This is a genomic window from Silicimonas algicola, from assembly GCF_003970735.1.
GTDB classification, from domain to species: Bacteria; Pseudomonadota; Alphaproteobacteria; order Rhodobacterales; family Rhodobacteraceae; genus Silicimonas; species Silicimonas algicola.
Window position 1 is genome coordinate 966,601 of sequence record NZ_CP034588.1, and the last position, 23,543, is coordinate 990,143.

Annotated in this window: 21 protein-coding genes; 5 read left to right on the forward strand and 16 right to left on the reverse strand. The window is 64.9% G+C overall.

Annotated features, from left to right (window positions below):
• Positions 1–134 precede the first annotated feature (134 nt).
• Positions 135–2,567, reverse strand: a complete 2,433-nt coding sequence (locus EF888_RS04905; protein ID WP_164721569.1) for a tetratricopeptide repeat protein — start codon at positions 2,565–2,567, stop codon at positions 135–137.
• Positions 2,568–2,678: 111 nt separating this feature from the next.
• Positions 2,679–3,236: a sugar transferase gene (locus EF888_RS04910; protein ID WP_338143050.1), complete on the reverse strand. Its 558-nt coding sequence runs from the start codon at positions 3,234–3,236 to the stop codon at positions 2,679–2,681.
• A gap of 624 nt (positions 3,237–3,860) precedes the next feature.
• On the opposite strand from EF888_RS04910, the gene EF888_RS04915 reads away from it, so the two are divergent.
• Genes EF888_RS04915 through EF888_RS04925 form a run of 3 tightly spaced genes read left to right on the forward strand, consistent with a single transcriptional unit; the run spans position 3,861 to position 7,098 of the window.
• Entirely contained in the window at positions 3,861–4,715 is an 855-nt protein-coding gene (locus EF888_RS04915; protein WP_109757719.1) for an ExeA family protein, read from the forward strand.
• Entirely contained in the window at positions 4,712–6,247 is a 1,536-nt protein-coding gene (locus tag EF888_RS04920) for a GumC family protein (RefSeq protein WP_109757720.1), read from the forward strand. Before EF888_RS04915 ends, EF888_RS04920 begins: the two co-directional genes overlap by 4 nt.
• Positions 6,248–6,264: 17 nt before the next feature.
• On the forward strand, positions 6,265–7,098 hold the full coding sequence (locus EF888_RS04925) for a tyrosine-protein kinase family protein (protein WP_109757721.1): 834 nt from the start codon (positions 6,265–6,267) through the stop codon (positions 7,096–7,098).
• Positions 7,099–7,168: 70 nt separating this feature from the next.
• Here the strand turns inward: EF888_RS04925 and EF888_RS04930 are convergent, their stop codons facing one another.
• The 14 genes from EF888_RS04930 to EF888_RS04995 form a co-directional block, all read right to left on the reverse strand.
• A complete protein-coding gene (locus EF888_RS04930; protein WP_109757722.1) occupies positions 7,169–8,491 on the reverse strand; it encodes a UDP-glucose dehydrogenase family protein in 1,323 nt (440 codons plus the stop codon).
• Between the two features lie 28 nt (positions 8,492–8,519).
• On the reverse strand, positions 8,520–9,518 hold the full coding sequence (locus tag EF888_RS04935; RefSeq protein ID WP_109757723.1) for an NAD-dependent epimerase/dehydratase family protein: 999 nt from the start codon (positions 9,516–9,518) through the stop codon (positions 8,520–8,522).
• On the reverse strand, positions 9,515–10,393 hold the full coding sequence (gene rfbA / locus EF888_RS04940) for a glucose-1-phosphate thymidylyltransferase RfbA (RefSeq protein WP_109757724.1): 879 nt from the start codon (positions 10,391–10,393) through the stop codon (positions 9,515–9,517). The genes EF888_RS04935 and rfbA overlap by 4 nt, the downstream gene beginning before the upstream one ends.
• Positions 10,390–11,244 (reverse strand): dTDP-4-dehydrorhamnose reductase, encoded by an 855-nt coding sequence (gene rfbD, locus EF888_RS04945; protein WP_109757725.1) that lies wholly within the window; start codon positions 11,242–11,244, stop codon positions 10,390–10,392. Before rfbD ends, rfbA begins: the two co-directional genes overlap by 4 nt.
• Positions 11,241–12,275, reverse strand: a complete 1,035-nt coding sequence (gene rfbB / locus EF888_RS04950) for a dTDP-glucose 4,6-dehydratase (RefSeq protein WP_109757726.1) — start codon at positions 12,273–12,275, stop codon at positions 11,241–11,243. The genes rfbD and rfbB overlap by 4 nt, the downstream gene beginning before the upstream one ends.
• On the reverse strand, positions 12,272–12,829 hold the full coding sequence (gene rfbC / locus EF888_RS04955) for a dTDP-4-dehydrorhamnose 3,5-epimerase (protein ID WP_109757727.1): 558 nt from the start codon (positions 12,827–12,829) through the stop codon (positions 12,272–12,274). Before rfbC ends, rfbB begins: the two co-directional genes overlap by 4 nt.
• 114 nt (positions 12,830–12,943) lie before the next feature.
• Complete coding sequence (gene nagA / locus EF888_RS04960) at positions 12,944–14,053, reverse strand: N-acetylglucosamine-6-phosphate deacetylase (protein WP_109757728.1); 1,110 nt, start codon at positions 14,051–14,053, stop codon at positions 12,944–12,946.
• Positions 14,050–14,922 (reverse strand): glucosamine kinase nucleotide-binding domain-containing protein, encoded by an 873-nt coding sequence (locus EF888_RS04965; RefSeq protein WP_164721570.1) that lies wholly within the window; start codon positions 14,920–14,922, stop codon positions 14,050–14,052. Before EF888_RS04965 ends, nagA begins: the two co-directional genes overlap by 4 nt.
• A gap of 43 nt (positions 14,923–14,965) precedes the next feature.
• Positions 14,966–15,232, reverse strand: coding sequence for a DUF2160 domain-containing protein (locus EF888_RS04970; RefSeq protein WP_338143063.1), 267 nt, complete (start codon positions 15,230–15,232; stop codon positions 14,966–14,968).
• A gap of 128 nt (positions 15,233–15,360) precedes the next feature.
• Positions 15,361–16,158 carry a carbohydrate ABC transporter permease gene (locus EF888_RS04975; protein WP_109757731.1) on the reverse strand — a complete coding sequence of 266 codons (798 nt, stop codon included), beginning with the start codon at positions 16,156–16,158 and terminating at the stop codon, positions 15,361–15,363.
• Positions 16,159–16,162: 4 nt separating this feature from the next.
• Positions 16,163–17,026: a carbohydrate ABC transporter permease gene (locus tag EF888_RS04980; protein WP_109757732.1), complete on the reverse strand. Its 864-nt coding sequence runs from the start codon at positions 17,024–17,026 to the stop codon at positions 16,163–16,165.
• Positions 17,023–18,099, reverse strand: a complete 1,077-nt coding sequence (locus tag EF888_RS04985; protein ID WP_109757733.1) for an ABC transporter ATP-binding protein — start codon at positions 18,097–18,099, stop codon at positions 17,023–17,025. The genes EF888_RS04980 and EF888_RS04985 overlap by 4 nt, the downstream gene beginning before the upstream one ends.
• A gap of 10 nt (positions 18,100–18,109) precedes the next feature.
• Positions 18,110–19,174, reverse strand: coding sequence for an ABC transporter ATP-binding protein (locus tag EF888_RS04990; RefSeq protein ID WP_109757734.1), 1,065 nt, complete (start codon positions 19,172–19,174; stop codon positions 18,110–18,112).
• Positions 19,175–19,258: 84 nt separating this feature from the next.
• Positions 19,259–20,995 carry an ABC transporter substrate-binding protein gene (locus EF888_RS04995; RefSeq protein ID WP_109757735.1) on the reverse strand — a complete coding sequence of 579 codons (1,737 nt, stop codon included), beginning with the start codon at positions 20,993–20,995 and terminating at the stop codon, positions 19,259–19,261.
• Positions 20,996–21,148: 153 nt separating this feature from the next.
• On the opposite strand from EF888_RS04995, the gene EF888_RS05000 reads away from it, so the two are divergent.
• Both EF888_RS05000 and glpD read left to right on the forward strand, forming a co-directional pair.
• Complete coding sequence (locus EF888_RS05000; RefSeq protein ID WP_109757736.1) at positions 21,149–21,934, forward strand: DeoR/GlpR family DNA-binding transcription regulator; 786 nt, start codon at positions 21,149–21,151, stop codon at positions 21,932–21,934.
• Positions 21,915–23,507, forward strand: coding sequence for a glycerol-3-phosphate dehydrogenase (gene glpD / locus EF888_RS05005; RefSeq protein WP_109757737.1), 1,593 nt, complete (start codon positions 21,915–21,917; stop codon positions 23,505–23,507). The genes EF888_RS05000 and glpD overlap by 20 nt, the downstream gene beginning before the upstream one ends.
• The last annotated feature ends 36 nt before the right edge of the window (positions 23,508–23,543 follow it).

Consider the following 23,543-nt stretch of genomic DNA (forward strand, 5'->3'; position numbering starts at 1 on the left):
AGTCCCACCTTCCCTTGGGTTCACATAGCACTTCCGTGCCGACATTGGCCAGTTTTAATCTCTTTCCGTCCTAACCCTTAGCCTATTATCCCCTGTCGATCCAGCAGATGGCAGACCGATGCGATTAGGCCACTCTATGGTTTGGCCGGCTGGTCGGAGATTTTCTCCCTGGCCTCGGCGATTTGCGGGCGCGGATCGTCCTCGCCAGCGATGCGGACCGCCTCCGAGAAAGCCGCCGTCGCCTCTTCTGTTTGGCCCAGTTCCTCATAGGCACGCGCCAGATGGTAATAGACAATCGGATCCGAGACGAGCGCCTCTGCGGCGGGTTTCAGATAGCTCAACGCCTCTTCGACCTGTCCGCGCCGGAACAGGATCCAGCCATAGGTGTCCTGGAACGGCGGCACGTTCGTTCCGCGCAGGCGGCGCGCCACGGTGAACGCGCGATCGAGGCTCTCCGGATCCTCGCGGTAGGTCGCCAGAAGGCTTGCCAGGTTGTTCGCGACCACCAGAGAGTCGCTGTGGTCGGTGTAGATCTGCTCATAGATCGCGATTGCGCCGTCGATATCGTTCTCGCGCTCGAGGAAAGACGCCTTGGCCCAAAGAAGATCCGCGTCGTCGGGGATCCGCAGAAGCGCATCGTCGATCGCCTGTCGCGCCGGGTCGATCTTGCCCTGCGCACCAAGGATGCGAGCGTATTGAAGCACGTAAGTCGCGTCGTCGCTTTCCTCGGCCAGCGGACGAAGCGTCGCCTCGGCCGCCTCGAATTCGCCCACGGCAAGCTGCGTGCTGGCAAGAACCATCGTCACGCGCGGATTGTCCGGCATCTCCTTGGCCAGCTCGTTCGCCAGAGCCAGCGCCTCCTCGCCCCGGTTCTCGGCCAGGCGCGACTGGATCAGCGTGACCTTCGCGGCGCTGCCGGCGTCGTCCGAGGCGCCGGCCAGTTCCTCGAGAAAGGCCACGCCCTGTTCGCGGCCCTCGCGCCGCGAGATGATCTGAAGCCTCAGTTCGTCCGCCGCCAGTTTCGGTGCGGGTCCTTCGAGTCGCCGCAGCGAAGCCTCGACCCCCTCGGCCCGCGACCAGTCTTCGGTCGCAAGGTAGATCTGGCCCAGCATCCGCAGCAGGGGCAGGCTGCCCGGCGACAGCCGCAGCGCAGAAATCACTGTGTTCTCGGCGGCCGAGTAACGCTTTTCGCGCATCAGCACGGTGGCATAACGCAGGCTTTCGTCCGGCGCGTTGGCCGAGGCCTCGACCGCCAGCGCCAGAAGGTCCTGCGCCAGTTCCGGTTCGCCGTTCCGCTCATAGGCGCGCGCCATCAGCGACATCGCCTCGGCGTCCTCCGGCTCCTGGTCCAGAGCGCGGCGCAGGGTACTGATCGCCTCGTCGGCCTGGTCGCCATCGATCTGCCATTGGGCAGTCATCTTCAGCGCCTCGACCTGGTTGGCGTCGTGGGCCAGAACCGCCTCGACAAGTTGCCGCGCACCGACCTCGTTGCCGGTCGCCATCAGCATTCGGGCGAGAGTGACCTTGTAGCGGTCCGTCTCCTCGTCCGCGGGGGCACCGTCGATGACGCCTTCGAGGATCGCCACGGCCTCGTCCCTTCGCCCTGCGTCGAACAGGACACCCGCCTTCAGCGCCTGAAGAACGCGCGCGTTCTCGTAAAGCGGCAAGGCCGTCTCGATTTCGGCCAGCGCGGCCTCGTCGCCCTTCGTCTGCCGAAGGAAGGTGATGAGCGCGACATGTGCCCCGACCTTGTTCTCGGTCGTGCCCACCTCGGACCTCAGGAAATCCTCGGCGCCGGCCGTGTTGCCCTCCTGAGCCAGAAGCTGGATCAGAAGTGCCTTCGTTTCGGTGTCATCGGGATACTTCTCGACGGTATCGCGCAAGTGCGCTTCTAGCGCGGGATAGTCTTCCTTGCGCGCCAGCAGCATCGCCTTCACGCGATAGAACGCACGGGCCTGACGGGGGCGGGAACCCGCGATCGCGGCGTCGCTCACGGCGATGGCCTTGTCGAGTTCGCCTTCCTGCTGGTAGCCCTCGATCAAGACGCGCTGAAGGACTTCGCTGTCGGGATGCTCCTTGGCTAGGGCTTCGGCATCCCGCGTCAACTCGCGCATGCGGGCCTGGTCCTTGTCCGTCACGCTCTTGCGGAATTCGAGCGCCAGGAAGGGAATATCCGCCCCCTCCACCTCGGTGCCGGCCGCGCGGATGGCTGCTGCGCCGCGTTGGGCCTCGTCCCAGTTCTGCGACAGGATCGCCAGCTCGGTCAGCGCCAGCCTCACGCCCATGTCGTTCGGGTCGATCTCGGCCAGCGAGACATAGCTCTGGTACGCTTCGCCAAGATTGCCCATTTCGCGCGAGGCTTCGGCATAGGCCAGCCGGGCGCCCTTGTGGGTCTTGTTGAGCGTGAAGACGTTGCGGAATTCCACGAGGGCGCGTCGCAGGTCGCCCTGTTCAAGAAGCTCGAGGCCGCTCTGATAGTGCTTCTCGGCCCGCTCTTCCGCCGAATCGCAGGCGCCAATCGCCAGGATGGAAACGGCGATGATGGCGGCGCGGCGAAACCTGCTCATGCGAAAATTGCTCCTGAACCCCGAATGCCGCCTGTCATAGCGCTTTGGAGTAGGTGCAACCAGCATAATGCGCCCCCGTGACAGGTCACGAGAGCGCGAGTGTTGTGCGGATCAGACGCCGGTGCCGCGCAGAACGACGCCCACAGTCTGGGCCACGATGCGCGCATCGCCGAGGAAGCTGACGCTTTGAGCATAGCTGTCGTCGAAGTTGGCGCGGTCGGCAAAGCTGCTTTCGTTGCGGGCCGAGACCTGCCAGTTGCCGGTCAGCCCGGGGCGAAGGCGATAATAGCCGTTGCCCGAATAAAGCGCCTGTTGCGACGGCATCATCGGCCGCGGACCAACCAACGACATCTCGCCGGCCAGTACGTTCAGAAGCTGCGGAAGCTCGTCCACCGAGCTGCGGCGCAGGATGCGGCCGATCGGCGTCACGCGGGGATCGACGGAAAGCTTCTGCTTCGCGTTCCACTCGGCGCGCGCGGTCGGGTCGGATTCGAGGTGCCGCTCGAGCTGGGCCTCGGCGTCGGCGACCATGGTGCGGAACTTCCAGATGCGGAAGCGCCGCCCGTCGCGGCCGATACGCTCCTGCCGGAACAGCGGAGACTTGCCGTCCTGCGCGAAGATCAGCGCCGAAAGGACCAGCATGAAGGGCATAAGGAAGGGCAGGGCCATGAATACCAGGCCCAGATCAACCGTGCGCTTCAGATAGGATGAGTAGAAACCCCGTGACCGGGGCGACGCGGAACGAGGCAGCGCTTGAACATTTGAAGCAGCTTCGATGCGCGAGGCATGTACCGTCATAACCTTTTACCGAGCGAGGTCGGCCCCCTGGAACTCACAAGACTCAAAATTTTCACATTTCCCGACCGGCAGACGGATCGAAACGTGTAGACTGGTTGTAGCACCCGCCTCTGGGGAAATCAAAGAAGATTGTCGATTCACGCATGAAAACGGGCCCAAGCCTGCCCGTTTCAGCAGCCTGTCGTTAGACCCGTGCTAATCTTTTGAACAAAACCTCGCCATGTTCTGCCTTCATCCTGCCGTAATCGAGGCTCTGAGGGTAAGTTAGGGTTAACGCTAGGTCAGTCAACAATATGTTCGATTTGTGCACATTGTTCCCGCACGATGGACAGCCAGAGCCTGCGCCGCACTTGCGATTCGACGGCCGCTCACCGATGGTCCCCGTGAAGTGATTGCAGAAATGCCGCAGAAGCGACATGATGTCGGCCCATCGGCGTTGCATGCAGACGCGAGGCAGGCGACGCCCTATATGTCCCCCGAGAGTTAGTGAGACATATGACGAGTACCGATCTATACATGGAGTTCTTCGGGTTTTCGGAGCGTCCCTTCACGCTTCTGCCCGATCCGGATTTCCTCTTTTGGTCCCGGGCGCACCGCAGGGCCTTTTCCGTGCTGGAATATGGGGTTATGACCCGATCGCCGATCACGGTGATCACCGGCGAGGTCGGCGTCGGCAAGACAACCCTGATCCAGAAGCTCCTCCAGACTCTCGATGACGACATCACGCTTGGGCTCGTGTCGAACGCACAGGGCGGTCGTGGCGAGCTTCTGCAGTGGGCGCTGAACTCGCTCGGCGTCGACACCGATTTCCACGGGGCCTACGTCACGCTCTTCCAGCAGCTTCAAGACTTCGTGATCGAGGAATATGCGGCGGGCCGCCGCGTGATCCTCCTCATCGACGAGGCGCAGAACCTGTCCATCGAAGGTCTCGAAGAGCTTCGGATGCTGACCAACATCAACTCGAACAAGGACGAGCTGCTCCAGCTTATCCTCGTGGGTCAGCCCGAGTTGCGTCAGATGATCATGCGGCCCGAGCTTCGGCAGTTCGCGCAGCGGGTCACCGCAACTTATCACATTCCTTCCCTCGACCGCGCGGCTGTGGCCGGCTACATCCAGCACCGCCTGACCCATGTCGGCGGCACCGGATCCGAGTTCACGTCCGAGGCCATCGACCTCGTCCATCACCACACGCACGGCATCCCGCGCCTTGTGAACAAGCTGTGCGATTTCTCTATGGTCTATGCCGCAACGGAAGAGAGACGCGTCGTCGACGCCGCGATCATCGAGGAAGTGCTCGATGACGGCATCTTCCTGCCCACGGTGCAATCTGCCGGAGAAGCCGCGGAATGAATACCGATCTCAAGTTCTACTATGCGCTGTTCCTGCAGCGCCTGCCCGTCATGGCAGTCATCTTCGCCGTCTTCACGGCACTCGGCATCGCGCTCGCGCTGACACTTCCGCCGCGCTACCGCGCCGAAGCGATCCTGGTCGTCGAAGGCTCGAAGATCCCGGTCGACCTGCGTGCCTTCGAAGATGAGACCGAGGCGACCGAGCAGCTACAGATCATGGAAAAGCAGCTTATGACGCGGTCGAACCTGATCGACCTCGCCAACCGCCACCGCGTCTTCGCGGGCGAGGTCGGGATGACGCCGGACGACGTGGTCGAGAGGATGCGCGAGCTGACCGACATCGAGCTTGTCTCGGGTCGGGATCGCGCGACGATCATGACCGTTTCGTTTCTGTCGGGCGATGCCAAGACCTCGGCCGACGTGGTCAACGACTTCGTGACCATCGTCCTGAAGGCCGACGCCGAGACGCGCATTGCGGGCTCGGGCGACACGCTTGAGTTCTTCGACCAGCAGGTCCAGCGCTACTCGGGCGACCTGTCGCGCCAGAGCGAAAAGATCGTCGCCTACAAGGAAGCGAACAAGGATGCCCTGCCTGAGGAACAGACCTACCGCCTGTCACAGCAGACATCCCTCCAGGATCGCCTGAACCTCGCCGACCGCGACCTCGCTTCGCTGCGCGACCAGCGGGCCCGCCTACTTGCAGTGGGCGAAGCCAGCGGCGTTCCGACGGTCAACATGACGCCCGACCAGCAGCAGTTGTCGGACCTCGAGAACGAGCTGAACGCCGCGCTGGCGATCTATTCGGAAACGAACCCGAAGGTGACGATCCTTCAGGCGAGGATCGCGTCGATCAAGCGTCGCATGATGCGGTCGGGCACGACACCCTCGACCGATGCGGAAGGCAGTCCCACGTCGGTCGCCAGCACGATGCTCGACCTGCAACTCGCCGAGATCGATTCGCGGATCGACTACCTCGAAAAGGAAAAGGTCCGGACCGAAGCCGACATGCAGAAACTGCGCGTCGCCATCGAACGCACGCCGAGCGTCGCAATCGGGCTTCAGGCGCTGGAAAGCGAATATGCCTCGCTCCAGATCCAGATGAACCAGGCCGTCGCCGCGCGCGCCGCCGCCCGGCAGGGGGTCGAGATCGAGTCCGCCGCCAAGGGGCAGCGCATCTCGGTGCTCGAACAGGCAACGCAGCCCTCCGCCCCGAACTCGCCGAACCGCAAGCTCGTGGCGGGTGGCGGTGTCTTCGTCGGCACCGCGCTGGCCGCAGCCTTCTTTGGTCTGGGTGAGCTTCTGAACCGCACGATCCGGCGGCCGATCGACCTGTCGCGCGCACTTGGTGTGCAGCCTCTGGTCACCATCCCGTTCCTCGAGGAAGAGACGGCGCGTCGCCGCCGCCGCATCCTCAAGACCGTCTTCACGATCGCCATGCTGATCGCCGTTCCGGCGGCACTCTGGGCGGTGCATACCTTCTACCTGCCACTCGACCTCCTCATCGAGGATCTGATGGCGCGGGTGGGGCTTTGAGCGGAGCCGACTGAGACATGGAAAAACTGCAAGCCGCACTGGCCCGGGCACGCGAGAAGCGCGAGGGCGGAACCGACAGACCGCTGCGCACCACGGACGTCACGGCGCGCAACCGCGCCCGGCGCGCGGCCAAGGATGGCGCCATCGGCGAAAGATGGGCCTCCATCGGCATGTTCGAGGCTTCGCCCAAGCGGATGCACGACAGCCGCATCTACTCGAGCGAAGCCTCGGTCGAAGCGCAACATTTCGACATCCTGCGCACCAAGCTCTTCCTCGAGATGCGCCGGAACGACTGGACCCGCATCGCCATCACCTCGGCGACCGCGGGCTGCGGAAAGACCACGACCGCCTGCAACCTGATCGCCGGCATGGGCCGCCAGCCCGAGACGCGCGGGATGCTGTTCGACATGGACTTCCGCCGCCCGGCCGTCGCCAAATTCTTCGGCGCGGCCCCCGGCTCCAGCCTCGAGGACGTCTTCCTCGGCAACGTCGACTTTGCCGACCAGGCGATGCGGCTTGATGAGAACACCTCGGTCTCGGTCACGACCCGCATCGTCGCCGATCCCGCGCGCGTGATCCTGCGCTCGCAGACCTCCGAGATTCTCGACCAGATCCAGGCCGACTATCGGCCCGACCTCATGCTGTTCGACATGCCGCCGGTTCTCGTCAGCGACGAGACGCGGGGCTTCCTCAAACTGGTCGACGCCGTCCTGATCGTGGCCGCCGCGGACATGACGACAGTGGCGCAGGTCGACGAGGTGGAACGCGAGGTTGCTCAATATTCCAACGTCGCCGGCATCGTACTGAACAAGTGCCGCTTCATGGACGAAGGCTACGGCTACTCCTACTGAGGCAGCCGGTCCGCCGGAAAAACTCACCTGAGTTTATCGACACAAGGCGGACCTTCGGGTCCGTCTTTTTCTATTCCGCAGGGAAGGGCCGCCGTCCGACCGAGACGTAGGCCGCAAACCCGGCCTCTTCGGCGTCCTTGGCCGAATAGATGTTCCGGAAGTCGGCCATCCTGGCGTTCGCCATGCTGGCAGCGATCCGGCCCAGGTCGAGGGCGCGGAATTCGTTCCACTCGGTGAGGATCACCACGAGGTCGGCCCCTTCAGATGCCGTATAGGCATCCGCATCCCAAGCCACATTCGGCAAAAGCGTCTCGCCCTCCCGCCGGCCCTGGGGGTCGACGGCATGGACCTTTGCCCCTCCGCCCACGAGCGCGGGAACGATGGTCAGCGACGGCGCATCCCGCATGTCGTCGGTGTTCGGCTTGAAGGTCACGCCGAGGACCGCGATCTTCTTGCCGTTGAACGATCCCCCGCAGAGGTCGCGCAGCTTCTCGATCATGCGGCGCTTCACGCGCTCGTTCACCTCGATCACCGCTTCGGTGATCGTCATGGGCGAAGCATAGTCCTGCCCGATCCGCGCCAGCGCGCTGGTATCCTTGGGAAAGCACGAGCCGCCGTATCCGGGCCCCGCGTGCAGGAACTTGTTGCCGATCCGCCCGTCCAGCCCCATGCCCTTCGACACTTCCCGCACGTCCGCGCCGGTCTTCTCGCACAGCGCCGCGATTTCGTTGATGAAGGTGATCTTCGTGGCCAGGAAGGCGTTCGCCGCGTACTTGATCATCTCGGCCGACTCGAGGTCCGTCGTCACGATCGGAAAGTCGCGCAGGAAGAGCGGACGATAGACATCCTCCATCACCTTCGAGGCGCGTTCGGTCTCGATCCCCACGACCACGCGGTCAGGCCGCATGAAGTCGTCGATGGCCGCACCTTCGCGCAGGAACTCTGGGTTCGACGCCACGTCGAAGTCCAGATCCGGGTTCGCCCGCCGCACGACTTCGGCCACCTTGCGGTTCGTGCCCACTGGCACGGTCGACTTGGTGACGATCACCAGATAGTCCGTCGCCGCCTTCGCGATCTCCTCCGCCGCCGCCATGACGTAGGTGAGGTCGGCATGACCGTCGCCCCGCCGTGTCGGCGTGCCGACTGCGATGAACACCGCTTCCGCGCCCGTGATTGCCGCCTTCAGGTCTTGGGTGAAGGACAACCGTCCCGCGGCCACGTTCCGCGCCAGAAGCGCATCGAGACCCGGCTCGTAGATCGGGACCCCGCCCTTTTCCAGCCGTCCGATCTTGGACGCGTCCTTGTCGACGCAGACCACGTCATGGCCGAAGTCCGAGAAGCAGACACCAGATACGAGGCCGACATAGCCGGTTCCGATCATCGCGATACGCATGAAACACAATCCTTATCCGTCGGGCGTCTCAGACGCCGTAATAATTCCGATACCATGTGACGAAGGCGGGCACCCCGCGGTCGAGCCCCGTGGATGGGGCATATCCCGTGATCGCCTTCAAGAGGGTCGTGTCCGACCACGTCGCCGGAACGTCGCCGGCCTGCATCTCCATCAGGTTGCGCACGGCCGAGACTCCAAGCGCTGTCTCGATGGTCGAGATGAAGGCGTCCAGCGTATCCGGCGCCGCCTTTCCGATGTTCACTATCCTGAACGGTGCGACCGGGCTCAGGCTGTCGAAGTCGCCGAGCCGCTCTTCGGGAAAGACATTCGCCAGCCGCCACACCGCCTCGACGAGGTCGTCGACGAAGGTGAAGTCCCGCCGCATCCGGCCCTGGTTGTAGACGTCGATCTCGCGCCCTTCCAGCATCGCGCGGACGAACTTGAACAGCGCCATGTCGGGCCGGCCCCAGGGGCCATAGACCGTGAAGAAGCGGAACATCACGGTCGGCAGCCCATAGAGGTGCGCATAGGAATGCGCCATCGCCTCGGTCGCCTTCTTGGTCGCGGCGTAGAAGGACATCTGGCTGTCGGCCTTGTCCGTCTCGGCGTAGGGCATGTCCTCGTTCGCGCCGTAGACCGACGAGGTCGACGCCATCAGAAGCCGCGCGCCGGGATTGGCCCGCGCCGCTTCCAGCAGCTCGAACGTCCCTTGCAGGTTGGCCTCGACATAGCTGCGCGGCGCCTCGATCGAATGGCGCACGCCCGCCTGAGCGGCGAGGTGGACGACATGCTCGGGCGAATGTTCGGACATCACCGCGGCCAGCAGGCCCGGCGTCTCGATCCGCCCCTCGACCTCGTGATACTCCGGGAATTCGGCCAGCAATGCCGCCCGGTCGCGCTTCAGCTTCGGGTCGTAGTACTCGGTGAACGCATCCACGCCGACGACACGCCAGCCTTCCTCCAGCCAACGGCGCGCGACATGGTAGCCGATGAATCCCGCCGATCCCGTGACGAGGGCGGTTCTCACTCAGCCTCCCCCGCGACCTGTCGCAGGTAGGCGCCATAGGCGTTCTTGCCGAGGGGCTCGGCGGCGGACAGAAGGTCGGCCTTGGTGATCCAGCCCTGCTCGAAGGCGATCTCTTCCGGCGATCCGGTCTGAAGCCCCTGACGGGCCGTAAGCGTGCGGACGAAGTTGCCCGCGTCCAGAAGCGAGCCGTGGGTGCCGGTGTCGAGCCAGGCGAAACCGCGGCCCATCTTCTCGACCGTCAGCGCGCCGTCCATGAGATACATTTCCAGAAGGTCGGTGATCTCCAGCTCACCGCGCGGCGAGGGCTTCACCAGGGCTGCCCGTTCCGACGCCGTGCCATCGAGGAAGTAAAGACCCGTCACGGCGTAGTTCGACGGCGGCTTGGATGGCTTCTCGATGATCTGCGTGACCCGGTCGCCTTCGTAGGCGAGGACGCCATAGCGCTCGGGGTCGGCCACGCGATAGCCGAAGACCGTGCCTCCCGTCTCCTGCGCGTCGGCGCGGTGGAGCATCACGGGCAGCGAGTGGCCGAAATAGATGTTGTCGCCCAGGACCATCGCGGACGGCGCGCCGCCCAGGAAGTCGGCCGCCAGCAGATAGGCCTGCGCCAGCCCGTCGGGCGAGGGTTGGACGATCCACTCGAACTTCAGACCCCATTGCGAGCCGTCGCCGAGCAGCCGCATGAACTGCTCCTGGTCCTGCGGCGTCGTGATGATCGCGATCTCGCGGATCCCGGCCAACATCAGGACCGACAGCGGGTAATAAATCATCGGCTTGTCGTAGATGGGCAGAAGCTGTTTCGACACACCGATGGTGATCGGGTAAAGCCGCGTACCCGAGCCTCCGGCCAGGATGATGCCCTTGCGCTTGGTCATGCGGTCAGTTCCTTCAATACGTCGGACAGCCCCCGCCGCCAGTCCGGGCGGGAGATGCCGTATGCCTCTGCCAGAGTGGCGCAGTCTAGCCGCGAATTGAGCGGCCTTTGGGCGGGCGTGGGGTAATCCTGCGTCGGGATCCCTGCCACGTCGACCTTCAGCCCAGCCTGCGCGAAGATTTCGTACGCGAAACCGGCCCAGCTCACGTCTGGCGTTCCGGCGAAGTGATGGGTGCCGCCCGGCGCGCCATTCGCAAGGGCCGCGGCGATCGTGAAACAGGCGTCGGCGATGTCTGCCGCAGGGGTCGGGCCGCCGATCTGGTCATTCACGATGGTGAGCTTGTCCCTCGTTTCGGCAAGCCGCAGCATCGTGCGCACGAAGTTCGACCCATGCGCCGAGAACACCCACGACGTGCGCAGGATCACGGCCCGGCAGCCCGACGCCGCGATGGCTTTCTCTCCAGCCAGCTTCGACGCGCCATAGGCATTGAGCGGCCCGGTCGCGGCATCGGGCGCACGGGCCTCGTCGGTATCTCCCGGAAAGACGTAGTCGGTCGAGAGATGGACAAGCGGCACCCCTGCCTCGGCACAGCCCTCGGCAAGACGACCGACTGAGGTCCCGTTGATCCGCTTCGCCAGTTCCGGCTCGCTCTCGGCGGTGTCGACGGCGGTATAGGCCACGGCGTTGATCGCGGCGTCGGCCTCCAGCGCCTTCGCCGCCTGATAGACTTGCTGCGGCACGCTGAAGTTCGCGACCTCGCGCCCGATCCTCTCGACCGTGATGCCGTCAGGAACCCGCCTCAGAAGCTCTGTCGAGACCTGGCCCTTGCCGCCGAAGACCGCGATCCTCACGACGCCTTCCCCCGACGCTCCATCGCGACGGTCAGAAGGGGACGCCACCACTCCTCGTTGGCGAGATACCAGTCGACGGTCTTGGCAAGCCCTTCCTCCAGCGTGACGGACGGCCGCCAGCCCAGTTCTTCGCGGATGCGCGACGGATCGATTGCATAGCGCAGGTCATGGCCGGGACGGTCGGTGACGAACTCGACGAGGCGATCGTGCGGCGCCGCATGCGGACGGCGCTCGTCGAGAAGGCGGCAGATGGTGCGGACAAGGTCGATGTTGCGCGCCTCATTTTCACCCCCGATGTTGTAGCTTCGCCCGACAACGCCTTGTTCCAGAACAAGAAGCAGCGCATCAGCGTGATCTTCGACATAAAGCCAGTCGCGCACGTTCTCGCCCGCGCCATAGACCGGGATCGCGCGCCCATGCAGCGCATTCAGGATGACCACCGGGATCAGCTTCTCGGGGAAGTGGTAGGGCCCGTAGTTGTTCGAGCAGTTGGTCAGGACGACCGGCAGGCCATAAGTCTCGTGCCAGGCGCGGACCAGATGGTCCGACGATGCCTTCGACGCCGAATAGGGCGAGCGCGGGTCGTAGGGCGTGTCCTCGGTGAACTTGCCTGTCGGTCCGAGCGAGCCGAAAACCTCGTCGGTCGAGATGTGATGAAAGCGGAACGACTCCGGTTTTCCCTCTGCAGTCCAATAGCTTCTGGCCGCTTCCAGAAGTGTGTAGGTGCCGGTCACGTTGGTCTCGATGAACGCCGCGGGTCCGTCGATGGAGCGGTCGACATGGCTCTCCGCGGCGAGGTGCATCACCGCATCGGGACGGTGGCGCGCGAGGACGTCGTCGAGGCCTGCGCGATCGGTGATCGACACCTTCTCGAAGGCATATCCGGGCGCGTTCGACACCGGCGCCACGTTGGCAAGGTTCGCGGCATAGGTCAGCGCGTCGAGGTTGACGATCTCGTGGCCGCGACGAATGCCCTGGCGCACGACGGCGGACCCGATGAAGCCCGCGCCTCCGGTAACGAGGATCTTCATGCGCCGGTCCACTCGAAGGGGCTTTGCCAGTCCGAGAAGGGCACAGCTTCGGCGTCTTTGGGCGAGATGATCGGGTCGGTGTCGCAGGACCAGTCGATGCCGCAGGAGTCCCACCGGACTGCGCCGTCGCAGTCGGCGGAATAGTAATCGCTTACCTTGTAGACGATCTCGGTATTCGGCTCGCGCGTGATGAATCCGTGCAGAAATCCAATCGGGACAAGAACTTGCCGCCCGTTGTCGAAGCTGAGGTCGACAGACAGAGACTGTCCGTAGGTCGGTGAGCCGTTACGCACGTCAACGATCACGTCGGTCAGCGATCCGCGCCCGCAGCGCACCAGCTTTGCCTGAGCGTGGGGCGGGGCCTGGTAGTGCAAGCCGCGCAGGGTGCAGACCTCGGTCGAAAGGGAATGATTGTCCTGCACGAAGTCGAGGTCGATCCCGGCCTCTTCCATGCGGCGGCGGCTCCAGGATTCCGAGAAAAAGCCCCGGTGGTCTCCGTGTCGTGCCGGCTCGATGACCAGGGCGCCGGGAAGGGCTGTTTCACTGACGATCATGATTACTCCGGACGCTCCGGGCACCCGATAGCAGGAAGGACCGCATCCGTCACGCCCGTTGCCAAAACCTCGGCAAAGCGTCGCTGAGGGACGTTGCGAATGGGAAACACAGGGTCAAAGGGTCGTGACGGAAGAGAAATCCGGTGCAATTTTGACAAGCATGGCCGCCTCACCGGGAACGATCCGTCCCGCGTCGAGACCCACGACACGCGCGGGAACCGACGTCGCGAGGCGCAGCGCAGTAGCAGTCTCGACCCCGAGGTCGCGCGTCAGGAGGCGCAGGGCGCCCGTCATCTCGAGGTCGGCCCCTGCGAGCGTTCCATCCTCGAGTGTCAGTCGGCCGTCGGCGCGGATCACGCGGCGACCGGCCAAGGTAAAGCCGTCGATGTCGGAGGCGGCGGTCGCCATGGCGTCGGTGACGAGGAAGATGCCGTCGGACCCGGCCTTCGCGGCCAGCGCAATACTCAGGGCGGCGGGATGGACATGCTGGCCGTCCGCGATCAGACCCGCGCTGACGCGGCTGTCCGCGAGAACCGCGCCGACGAGGCCGGGCGCGCGCGCCGTCATCTGGCTCATGGCGTTGAAGAGGTGGGTCGCGGCATGGGCGCCCGCGTCGATTGCCACCGTGCAAGTCTCGAACGCCGCATCGGTGTGGCCGAGGGAGACGACTGCCCCCGCCGTTGTCAGGCGCGCGATCTGGTGGGGCGTCACGCGTTCGGGCGCCACGGTCAGCATGAGTGCGGGGAGGGCGCGGGCTGCGGCCTCGAGTTCCGTCACGTCGGCGTCAGTCATGTCGCGCAGGACGGCGGGGTCGTGCGCGCCGGGACGTGCGATATGCGGGCCTTCGAGGTGCAGGCCCGCAATGCCGGGGATGCCTTGAGCGATGGCTTCCGTCACGGCAGCGATGGCGGCCGTCGTGACTTCAGGCTCGCTCGAGATCAGCGTCGGTAACAGGTGCGTCGTGCCCAGACTGCGGTGCGCCTCGGTGATGCGGCGGAGGGTGGAGACCGAGGGATCGTCGTTGAAGTTGACCCCGCCGCCGCCATTGACCTGGAGGTCGACGAACCCGGGGGCGAGGATGGCGCCGCCCAGGTCCTCGATGTCGCCCTGCGCCTCCGCGTCCAGGCCGAGCCAGGTGACGCGGCCCTGTTCCATTCGGACCGCGAGGCCGAGCCGCAACGTCTCGCCATCGAAGACCGGGCCGCCGATGTAGGTGACGCTCATGCCGGCAGCTCGCGGGCGAAGTCGGCGGCGAGGGCGAGGGCCCCGTCAAGGGGAGTGCCGAGAGCCGGCCGGAGAGCCGTGCGGAGGGGATGCGGCAGGACCGTCGAGAATGCCGGACCGACGCCGCCCGTCAGGCAGAGCGGAAGGTCGTCGGTCCAGCCGAGCGCGGGCAGGATGCGCGCGAAGTAGGCCGCGCCGTCGGTAATGATTCTTCGCGCCACGGGATCGTCGATGGCATCGGTGACGGCTGAGGCGAGGCGGGCGATCTCGTCCGGCCCGGCTTCGGTGGCGAAGGCAATCACGCCAGCCGCGCCGTCGAACCGGAAAAGAAGCGTCTCGGTCAGATCCGTCGCGGGACCGGTGCCGTCTGCGGCTTCGAGCGAGGCTGACAAAGCGGCGCGCGCGATGGAGTAGGCCGATGCATCGTCGCCTAGGACATGGCCATGCCCGCCTGCCGTCCGGAAATTGCCACGCGGGTCCTGCACCGCGACGAAGGATCCGGTCCCCGCGTGAAGCACCCCGCCCGCCTCGGTTCCGAGCGCGCCCCGGACGGCGGCGCGGCGATCCTCCTCGACCCGGACGCGGTTAAGCGGCAGAGCCGCCTCGGCGCGACGGCACAGATCCGGTGTGATGGCGCCTGCCAGAGCGAGGTAGGCCGGCACTTCGCCGAGGTTGCACCCCGTATGCGCAGAGAGCGTGGAGAGGCCGGCACGGATCGACCTCAGAGCGCCCTCGAAGTCGCTTGAGAGATTGGCAGGTCCGCTCTCGGCCGTCGCCGGTATGCCTTTCCTCCAGAGGACGAGGCGGCAGCCTGTGCCGCCGCCGTCGACGGCGATCAGCGCTTCGGGATGTGGCGCGTCAGCTCGCATGGCCGCCATTCACCACGAAGGGCCGGCGGCTGGCAAGCGCGCCTCAGACCTTCCAGAAGCAGAATACGCCCCAGAGGATCGAGAGGGCGAGCGGCCACCAGAGCGGCATCCCCATGATCCCGAGCCAGGCGAGGAAGATGTAGACAGTGCCGAGAAGCGTGATGAACAGCCGGTCGCCGCGTGTCGTGGTCAGCCCCAGGATGCCGCGCCGCTTTGCGCCGCCGGGCCAGGCGATCTCGACCGCCGTGAGGACGGCCATCGCGCCGAAGATGCCGACGAAGACGGCTGCCGTCGCGGCTGTCCAGGCCATCCAGGTGCCGCCGAAGAGCGGCTCGGTCCAGGAAAAGCCGGTCGGTTCCTGGGCCTTGCCGACGTTGCCCCAGCCCTGCGCGAGGGCGGTGGAGGGCAGGAGCGCTAGAAGAAGGACAAGGCGGCGCATCACACCCTCCCCAGGGCGAAGCCCTTGGCGATGTAGTTGCGCACGAAGTAGATCACGATGGCGCCGGGGATGATCGTGAGCGTTCCCGCAGCCGCCAGGAGCCCAAGTTCGTAGCCTGCCGAGGACGCCGTGCGCGTCATGGTCGCGGCGATGGGCTTGGCCTCCACTGCCGTCAGGGTCTTGGCCAGCAGAAGCTCGACCCAGGAGAACATGAAGCAGAAGAAGGCCGCCACGCCCACGCCCGCCTTGATCGTGGGCAGGAAGATCGACGTGAAGAAGCGCGGAAAGGAATAGCCGTCGACATAGGCGGTCTCGTCCAGTTCCTTCGGCACGCCGGACATGAAGCCTTCGAGGATCCACACGGCGAGCGGGATGTTGAAGAGGCAATGCGCCAACGCCACGGCGATGTGCGTGTCGAAGAGGCCGATGGCCGAGTAAAGCTGGAAGAACGGCAGCGCGAAAACCGCCGCCGGGGCCATGCGGTTCGTCAACAGCCAGAAGAACAGGTGCTTGTCGCCAAGAAAGCGGTAGCGCGAGAAGGCATAGGCGGCGGGCAGGGCGACGGCGACCGAAATCACCGTGTTCAGAGAGACATAGATAATCGAGTTGATGTAGCCCCAGTACCAGGTCGGGTTGGTGAAGATCTCGCGGTAGTTCTCGAGCGTGAAGCGCTGCGGGAACAGCGAGAAGCCCCCAAGGATCTCGTTCGTCGTCTTGAACGACATCGCCACCAGCCAGTAGATCGGCAGCATCAGGAACAGGATGTAGAAGAATGGGATCAGGTATCTGGGTCGCATCGGCCTACTCCTGGTCGTCCTTGGTCATCAGCGTGTAGAACAGCCACGACACGAAGAGGGTTATGGCGAAGTAGATCAGGCTCATCGCCGCCGCCGGGCCCAGGTCGAACTGGCCGAGGGCGATCTTGACGAGGTCGATCGACAGTAGCGTGGTCGAGTTGCCGGGGCCGCCGCCGGTCAGGACGAAAGGCTCGGTGTAGATGTTGAAGCTGTCCATGAACCGCAGAAGGATCGCGATGGTCAGGACGGTCTTCATCTTCGGCAACTGGATGTAGCGGAAGACCTTCCAGTTCGACGCGCCGTCGATCTTGGCCGCCTGGTAATAGGCGTCGGGGATCGACACGAGCCCGGCGTAGCACAGAAGGACAACGAGCGAGGTCCAGTGCCACACGTCCATCACGATGATCGTGATCCAGGCCGCGACGGGCTGCTGAGTCATGTCGTAGTGGATGCCGAGGACATCGTTCAGGAAATAGCCGAGCAGGCCGATGCGGGGCAGGGTGAAGATGTTCCACATCGAGCCCACGACGTTCCACGGGATCAGCATGGGCAGCGCCATGAGGACGAGGCACACCGGCACCCAGAAGCCGCGGCGCGGCATGGCGAGCGCTATGGCGATGCCGAGCGGCACCTCGATGATCAGGATCATGAAGGTGAAGAAAAACTGCCGCCCGAGCGAAGCGTGGAAGCGTTCGGACCGCAGGATCTGCTCGAACCAGCCGAGACCCTCCCAGAAGAACTGGTTGTTCCCGAAGGTCTCCTGCACCGAATAGTTGACCACCGTCATCAGAGGCACGAGGGCGTTGAAGGCAACGAGGATCAAGACCGGCAGGACGAAGAACCAAGCCTTCTGGTTTTCGGTCTTCATTCGCGTGTCTCCGCTTCCGTGGCGAGCCAGCCGTCGAGGTAGAGCCGCGTCTGATCGCGGCGGAAATCGAGGTGCACGGTCTCGCCCTTTGCGGGCGCGTCGCCCTGGATGATGGCGGCGACCTTGGTATCGCCCGCGCGGGTCTCGACCAGGATATGGCGGCCGAGGTCGGCGACCTTGGTGACGACCGCTTCCAGACCCTGATCGGCGAGCGATACATACTCGGGGCGGACGCCGATCTGCGCAAGCGTGCCGGTCTTGACGATGCGGCCTTCGAGCGGGACCGGGCGGCCCACGAAGAATGCGCCACCGTCCCGCAACTCGGCGGGCAGGACGTTCATGCCGGGTGAGCCGATGAAGTGGCCGACGAAGGTGTGGGCCGGACGCTCGAACAGGTCGACCGGCGTGCCGATCTGGACGATGACTCCAAGGTCCATGACGACGACTTGGTCGGCGAAGGTCAGCGCCTCGGTCTGGTCGTGGGTGACGTAGATCATCGTCGCACGCACGCGCTGGTGCAGTTCCTTCAGCTTTGAGCGCAGCTTCCACTTCAGGTGCGGGTCGATGACGGTCAGGGGTTCGTCAAACATGACGACGTTGACGTCCTCGCGGACGAGGCCCCGGCCCATGGAGATCTTCTGCTTATTGTCGGGCGTCAGGTGCGCGGCGCGGGTCTTCAGCATCGACGTGACCTCGAGCATCTCGGCGATAGCCGTGACGCGCGCCTTCACCACATCCTCGGGCCGGCCGCGGTTCCTGAGCGGGAAGGCCAGGTTGTCGTAGACGCTCATGGTGTCGTAGATGACCGGAAACTGGAACACCTGCGCGATGTTGCGCTTCGCCGGCGGCAGGTCGGTCACGTCCGTCTCGTCGAAGAGAATGCGGCCCTCGGACGGCTGAAGAAGCCCCGATATGATGTTGAGAAGCGTAGACTTTCCGCAACCGGAGGGGCCGAGAAGGGCATAGGCCCCGCCATCGTCCCAGACGTGGTCGATCTCTTTCAGCGCATAGTCGTCCGGCTGCGGGTCCGGCACATAGCTGTGTCTGAGTTTCGACAGGGTGATCTTCGCCATGTCCCCTCCTTCAGGCCGCAAGCGTGCCGTCCGGCGCGAACCAGAGACACTGCGATGGATCGAGGAAGAACTGGTGGTTGTCTCCGACCTTGTAGGGGTGGACGCCGTGCGACAGCGACACCCAGTTGTCGGCCCCCATCTTGAAGTGCGCGCTCGATTCCGAGCCCGACAGTTCGGTCACGAGGATGGTTCCGGTCAACGGGACGACGGCACGGTCCGAGCGGGCCGGTACGACGTGGTTCGGGCGGACCGCCATCATGTAGGCGCCGTCGGTCAGCGCCGCGTGCGGCCCGGCCAGCGTCCAGGACGCCTTGTCGCCCAGACGGGCCTCTCCGCCGCGCTTCACGACGGTGGCGGTGTTGATCGGCGGGTTCGAGAAGACGCGGGCAGCCTCGAGGCTGACGGGCCGGCGATAGATCTGCGCCGTGGGACCGAACTGCACGACCTTGCCATCGCTCATCAGCGTTGTCTTGCCGCCCAGAAGAAGCGCCTCCTCGGGCTCGGAGGTCGCATAGACGACGACCGCGCCGCGACCGGCGAACAACTCCGGCAACTGGTCGCGCAATTCCTCGCGCAGCTTGTAGTCGAGGTTGGCGAGCGGCTCATCGAGAAATACGGCCTGGCTCTCCTTGACGATGGCGCGGGCGAGGGCGGTTCGCTGCTGCTGGCCGCCCGACAGCTCCTGAGGGCGACGCTTCAGCATGGGCTTGAGCTGGAGGATGCGTGCGGCTTCCTCCACCCGGCCCTCGATCTCGGACTTCGACATGCCTGCGACCCGAAGCGGGGAGGCGATGTTGTCGAAGACCGTCATGTGGGGATAGTTGACGAAGAACTGGTGGACGAGGCTGATGTTGCGCTTCTGCGTGTTCAGCTTCGTCACGTCGCGTCCGTTCATCACGATGCGGCCCGACGCCACGGGATCGAGCCCGGCCATCAGCTTGATGAGCGACGTCTTGCCCGAGCCGGTCTCGCCCAGGAGCACGTTGAAGTGCCCGGGTTCGAGGGTCAGCGTGGCCGCCTTGATGTGGGTGACCGCGCCGACGCGCTTGGTGACGTTGTGAAGTTCGATGGTCATCAGGATCCGCCTGTCAAGGAGCCAGGGCCCGCGAGGGGCCCCGGCAGGTCGGCCGGACCGGGAGGATTCGGTCCGGCCCCGGTCTCAGTTCTCGGCCCACTGCTTGACGAGTTCGTCGTAGTTGACGGTCTCGCCCTGGGGCTTCTCATTGTCGAGCTTGGCCTTGGCGCCGCCCTTGCCGATCCACTCGGACGGATCCTTTGGCTCGTTCAGGCGCGGGCCGCAGCCTCCGTAGACGTTGGCCTGCTCGTCCGCCTGCTGCATCCGGGCCATGGTGATGTCCATCTCCTCGGCGAGACGGTCCATGGCTTCTTGAGGCGTGAAGGCACCCGAGTTCACGTCACCGATCTGCTGCCACCAGATCTGGGCCAGCTTCGGATAGTCGGGGACGTTGATGCCCGTGGGCGACCACCGCACGCGGTCGGGCGAGCGGTAGAACTCGACCAGACCACCCAACTGCGGCGCGCGTTCGGTGAAGCTGTCGCCTCGCACCGTGCTGTCGCGGATGAAGGTAAGTCCCACATGCGACTTCTTGGTGTCGACGGTTTTCGAGGTCACGAACTGCGCATAGAGCCATGCGGCTTGGGCGCGTTCGGACGGCGTCGACTTGAGGAACGTCCACGAGCCCACGTCCTGGTAGCCGACCTTCTGGCCTTCTTCCCAGTAGGGACCGTGCGGGCTGGGCGCCATCTTCCAGAGCGGCGTGCCCTCGTCGTCCACCGTGTTGTTGCCGGCCGATTTCGGCGCGACCATGTCCGCGGTGAAGGCTGTGTACCAGAAGATCTGCTGGGCAACGTTGCCCTGCGAAAGGGCTGGAAGCGACTGGTAGAAGTCATAGGACGCAGCACCCGGAGGAGCGTACTTCCGAAGCCACTCGTCCCATTTGGCGATGGCATAGACCGCCGCCGGGCCATTCGCCGCGCCGCCACGAGATACGGACGCGCCGGATGGGTTGCAGGACCCCGCTTCCATGCGGATGCCCCATTCGTCGATCGGGACTCCGTTCGGCTCGCCCGGAGAACCGGCACCGGCCATCGAGAGCCAGGCGTCGGTCATGCGCCAACCCAGGTCGGGCGCGCGCTTGCCATAGTCCATGTGGCCGTAGATCTGGACGCCGTCGATTTCCTTCACGTCGTTGGTGAAGAATTCCGCGATGTCCTCATAGGCCGACCAGTTGACCGGAACGCCCAGCTCGTAGCCGTACTTGGCCTTGAACTGCTCCTTCAGGTCCTCGCGGTCGAACCAGTCCTTGCGGAACCAGTAGAGGTTCGCGAACTGCTGGTCCGGAAGCTGGTAGAGGTTGCCGTCGGGGCCGGTCGTGAACTGGATACCCATGAAATCATCGAGATCCAGCGTCGGCGAGGTCGTGTCGGCCCAGTCGCCCGCCATCTGTTCGGTCAGGTTGTAGGCAAGCTGAAGCCGCGAGTGCGTGCCGATCAGGTCCGAGTCGTTGACGTAGCCGTCGTAGAGGTTCCGTTGCGTCTGCATCTGCGTCTGCACGGCCTGGACCACTTCGCCCTCGCCGAGGATCTGGTGGTTCACCTTGATCCCGGTGATCTCTTCGAACGCCTTTGTGAGCGTCTCGGATTCGTAGCTGTGCGTCGGGATGCCTTCGGACAGGACGTTGATTTCGGTTCCGGCGAACGGAGCCGCCGCATCAATGAACCACTGCATCTCGGCAAGTTGCTCGTCTCGGGTCAGGACAGAGGGTTGGAACTCCTCGTCGACCCACTTTTCCGCGGCCGCCATGTCGGCCCAAGCGGAATGCGTGCCCGCGATGACGGCACTGGCCGCGACCGCGGAGTAAAGATACTTGCGCATCTTTCACCTCCCTGGGTTTCGTTTGTGTAGTAATCCTCCACGCCGGAATGCCTAAAGGAACCGAAACGAAAGTCAAACGAAAAGAATTCTCTGGAAACGAAACGGCTGTCTCCGTATAGGGGACAGAAGACATGGCCCGGGAGGAGAGGCCGCATGGACCTGAACGAGAGGCAGGAATCGATCCTGGACCTTTTGCGGAGCGAGGGCCGCGTCGAGGTCGAGGGCCTTTCGATGCGCTTCGACGTGACCAGCCAGACCATCCGCAAGGACCTGGCGGAACTCTGCGACCGCGGTCTCGCGGCGCGCACGCATGGCGGCGCGCGCAGGCTCGAGACGGTGGCCAACCGCGAATATCACGAACGCCGGATGCTCCAGGGTCCGCAGAAGGAGGCGATTGGCGCGCTTGCCGCTTCGCTGATCCCCGACCATTGTTCAGTCTCTCTGAATATCGGCACCACTACCGAACAGGTGGCACGCGCGCTGTCTGGGCATTCCGGCCTCGTCGTGATCTCGAACAACATCAACATCATCACGCAACTTCTTCCCGCGCGCATGAAAGAGCTGATCCTCGTCGGCGGAGCGGTGCGCCCGGCCGACGGCGCCATCGTGGGCGAGGACGCGGTCGAGTTCATCTCCCGCTACAAGGTCGACTACGCGGTCATCGGCGCCTCGGCGCTGGACCCGGATGGTGCGATCCTCGACTACGATGCGCGCGAAGTGTCGGTGGCGCGCGCGATCCTGCGCAACTCGCGGCAGAGGATCTGCGTGTGCGACGGATCGAAATTCGACCAGTCCGCGCCGGTCCGGATTTGCGATGTCGGCGATCTCGACTACTTCGTGACCGACGCCGATCCGCCTCTGGCCTTTCTTGAGGCGGCGCGGCGTTCGAACACAGAGGTCCTCACCTTGGAAAACAGACATGGACTCAAGTCCGCCTGACCGGGACGTCCGGGACGTCTTCATCATCGGCGGCGGCATCAACGGGTGCGGAATCGCACGGGACGCGGCGGGACGCGGCCTGTCGGTCACGCTGGCCGAGATGAACGACCTCGCGTCGGCGACGTCATCGGCGTCGACGAAGCTGTTCCACGGCGGGCTGCGCTATCTGGAATACTTCGAGTTCCGCCTCGTGCGCGAGGCTCTGGAGGAACGCGAGGTGCTGCTCCGCGCGATGCCTCACATCTCGTGGCCGATGCGATTCGTGCTGCCTTACCGAAAAGGCATGACCTTCGAGAGCGAGGCGCCGCTGTCCCGCCTTCTGGCCCTGACGATGCCTTGGCTGAAGGGGCGGCGTCCCGCCTGGCTGATCCGCACCGGCCTGATGATGTACGACCGCCTGGGAGGTCGCGAGATCCTGCCCGCCACGCGGACGCTCGACCTCGAGGGCACGCCCGAGGGCGCGGCGCTGGACCCGGCATTCCACAAGGCGTTCGAGTACTCCGACTGCTGGGTCCAGGACTCACGCCTCGTGGTCCTGAACGCGCGCGATTCCGCGGCACGCGGCGCACGCATCCTGACGCGGACGAAGGTCGTGCGGGCCGAGAGGGGCGCGGACCACTGGACCGTCACGACCGCGGGACCGGAGGGAGAAGAGACCCACCGCGCCCGGCTTCTGGTCAACGCGGGCGGGCCCTGGGTCGGCGACGTCATCCACCGCACGCTCGGCATCAACTCGCGCCAGAACGTCCGGCTGGTGCGCGGCAGCCATATCGTGACGCGGAGGCTCTACCCGCACGACAAGTGCTACATCTTTCAGGGCAGGGATGGGCGGGTGATCTTCACGATCCCCTACGAGGACGATTTCACCCTGATCGGGACGACCGACGTCGAGCATGCGGACCCCTGGAAGAAGCCCGAGGCGACCCCGGACGAGGTGCAGTACCTCTGCGATTTCGCTTCGCAGTATCTCAGGCAGTCCGTCACGCCCGAGGACGTCGTTCACACCTATTCCGGGGTGCGTCCGCTTTACGACGACGGCGCGAAGTCTGCGACGGCGGCCACTCGGGAATACGTCCTCGACCTGAACCACGAGGACGGCGCGCCGCTTCTGAACGTCTTCGGCGGAAAGATCACCACGTATCGCAAGCTGGCCGAGGCGGCGATGGATCGGATGGGGCGCGTCTTCGGCGGTCTGCCTGGCGACTGGACGGCGGGCGTCACGCTGCCCGGGGGCGACTTCCCTGTGGACGGTGCCGAAGCGCTCATGGCCGACCTTCGCCGGGAGTATCCCTTCCTCGACGAGGCCTGGGCGCGGCGGATGGTCCGGCACTATGGCACCGACACGCGGCACATCTTCGGCAAGGCCCGGACAGGGGACGAGCTCGGCGAAGCCTTCGGCGCCGGCATCACCGCGCGCGAACTCGACTGGGCCATGCGCAAGGAATGGGTCCGGACAGCCGAGGACTTCCTCTGGCGGCGGACAAGGCTGGGCCTGAGAGTGACGCCCGACCAGACACGCCGGATCGACGATTATCTCGCGAGGTCTGAGGTGACCGCCGAAGCCGTTCATTGACGCTGCGGGATTGAGCATTCCGACGTCGCGCGACAG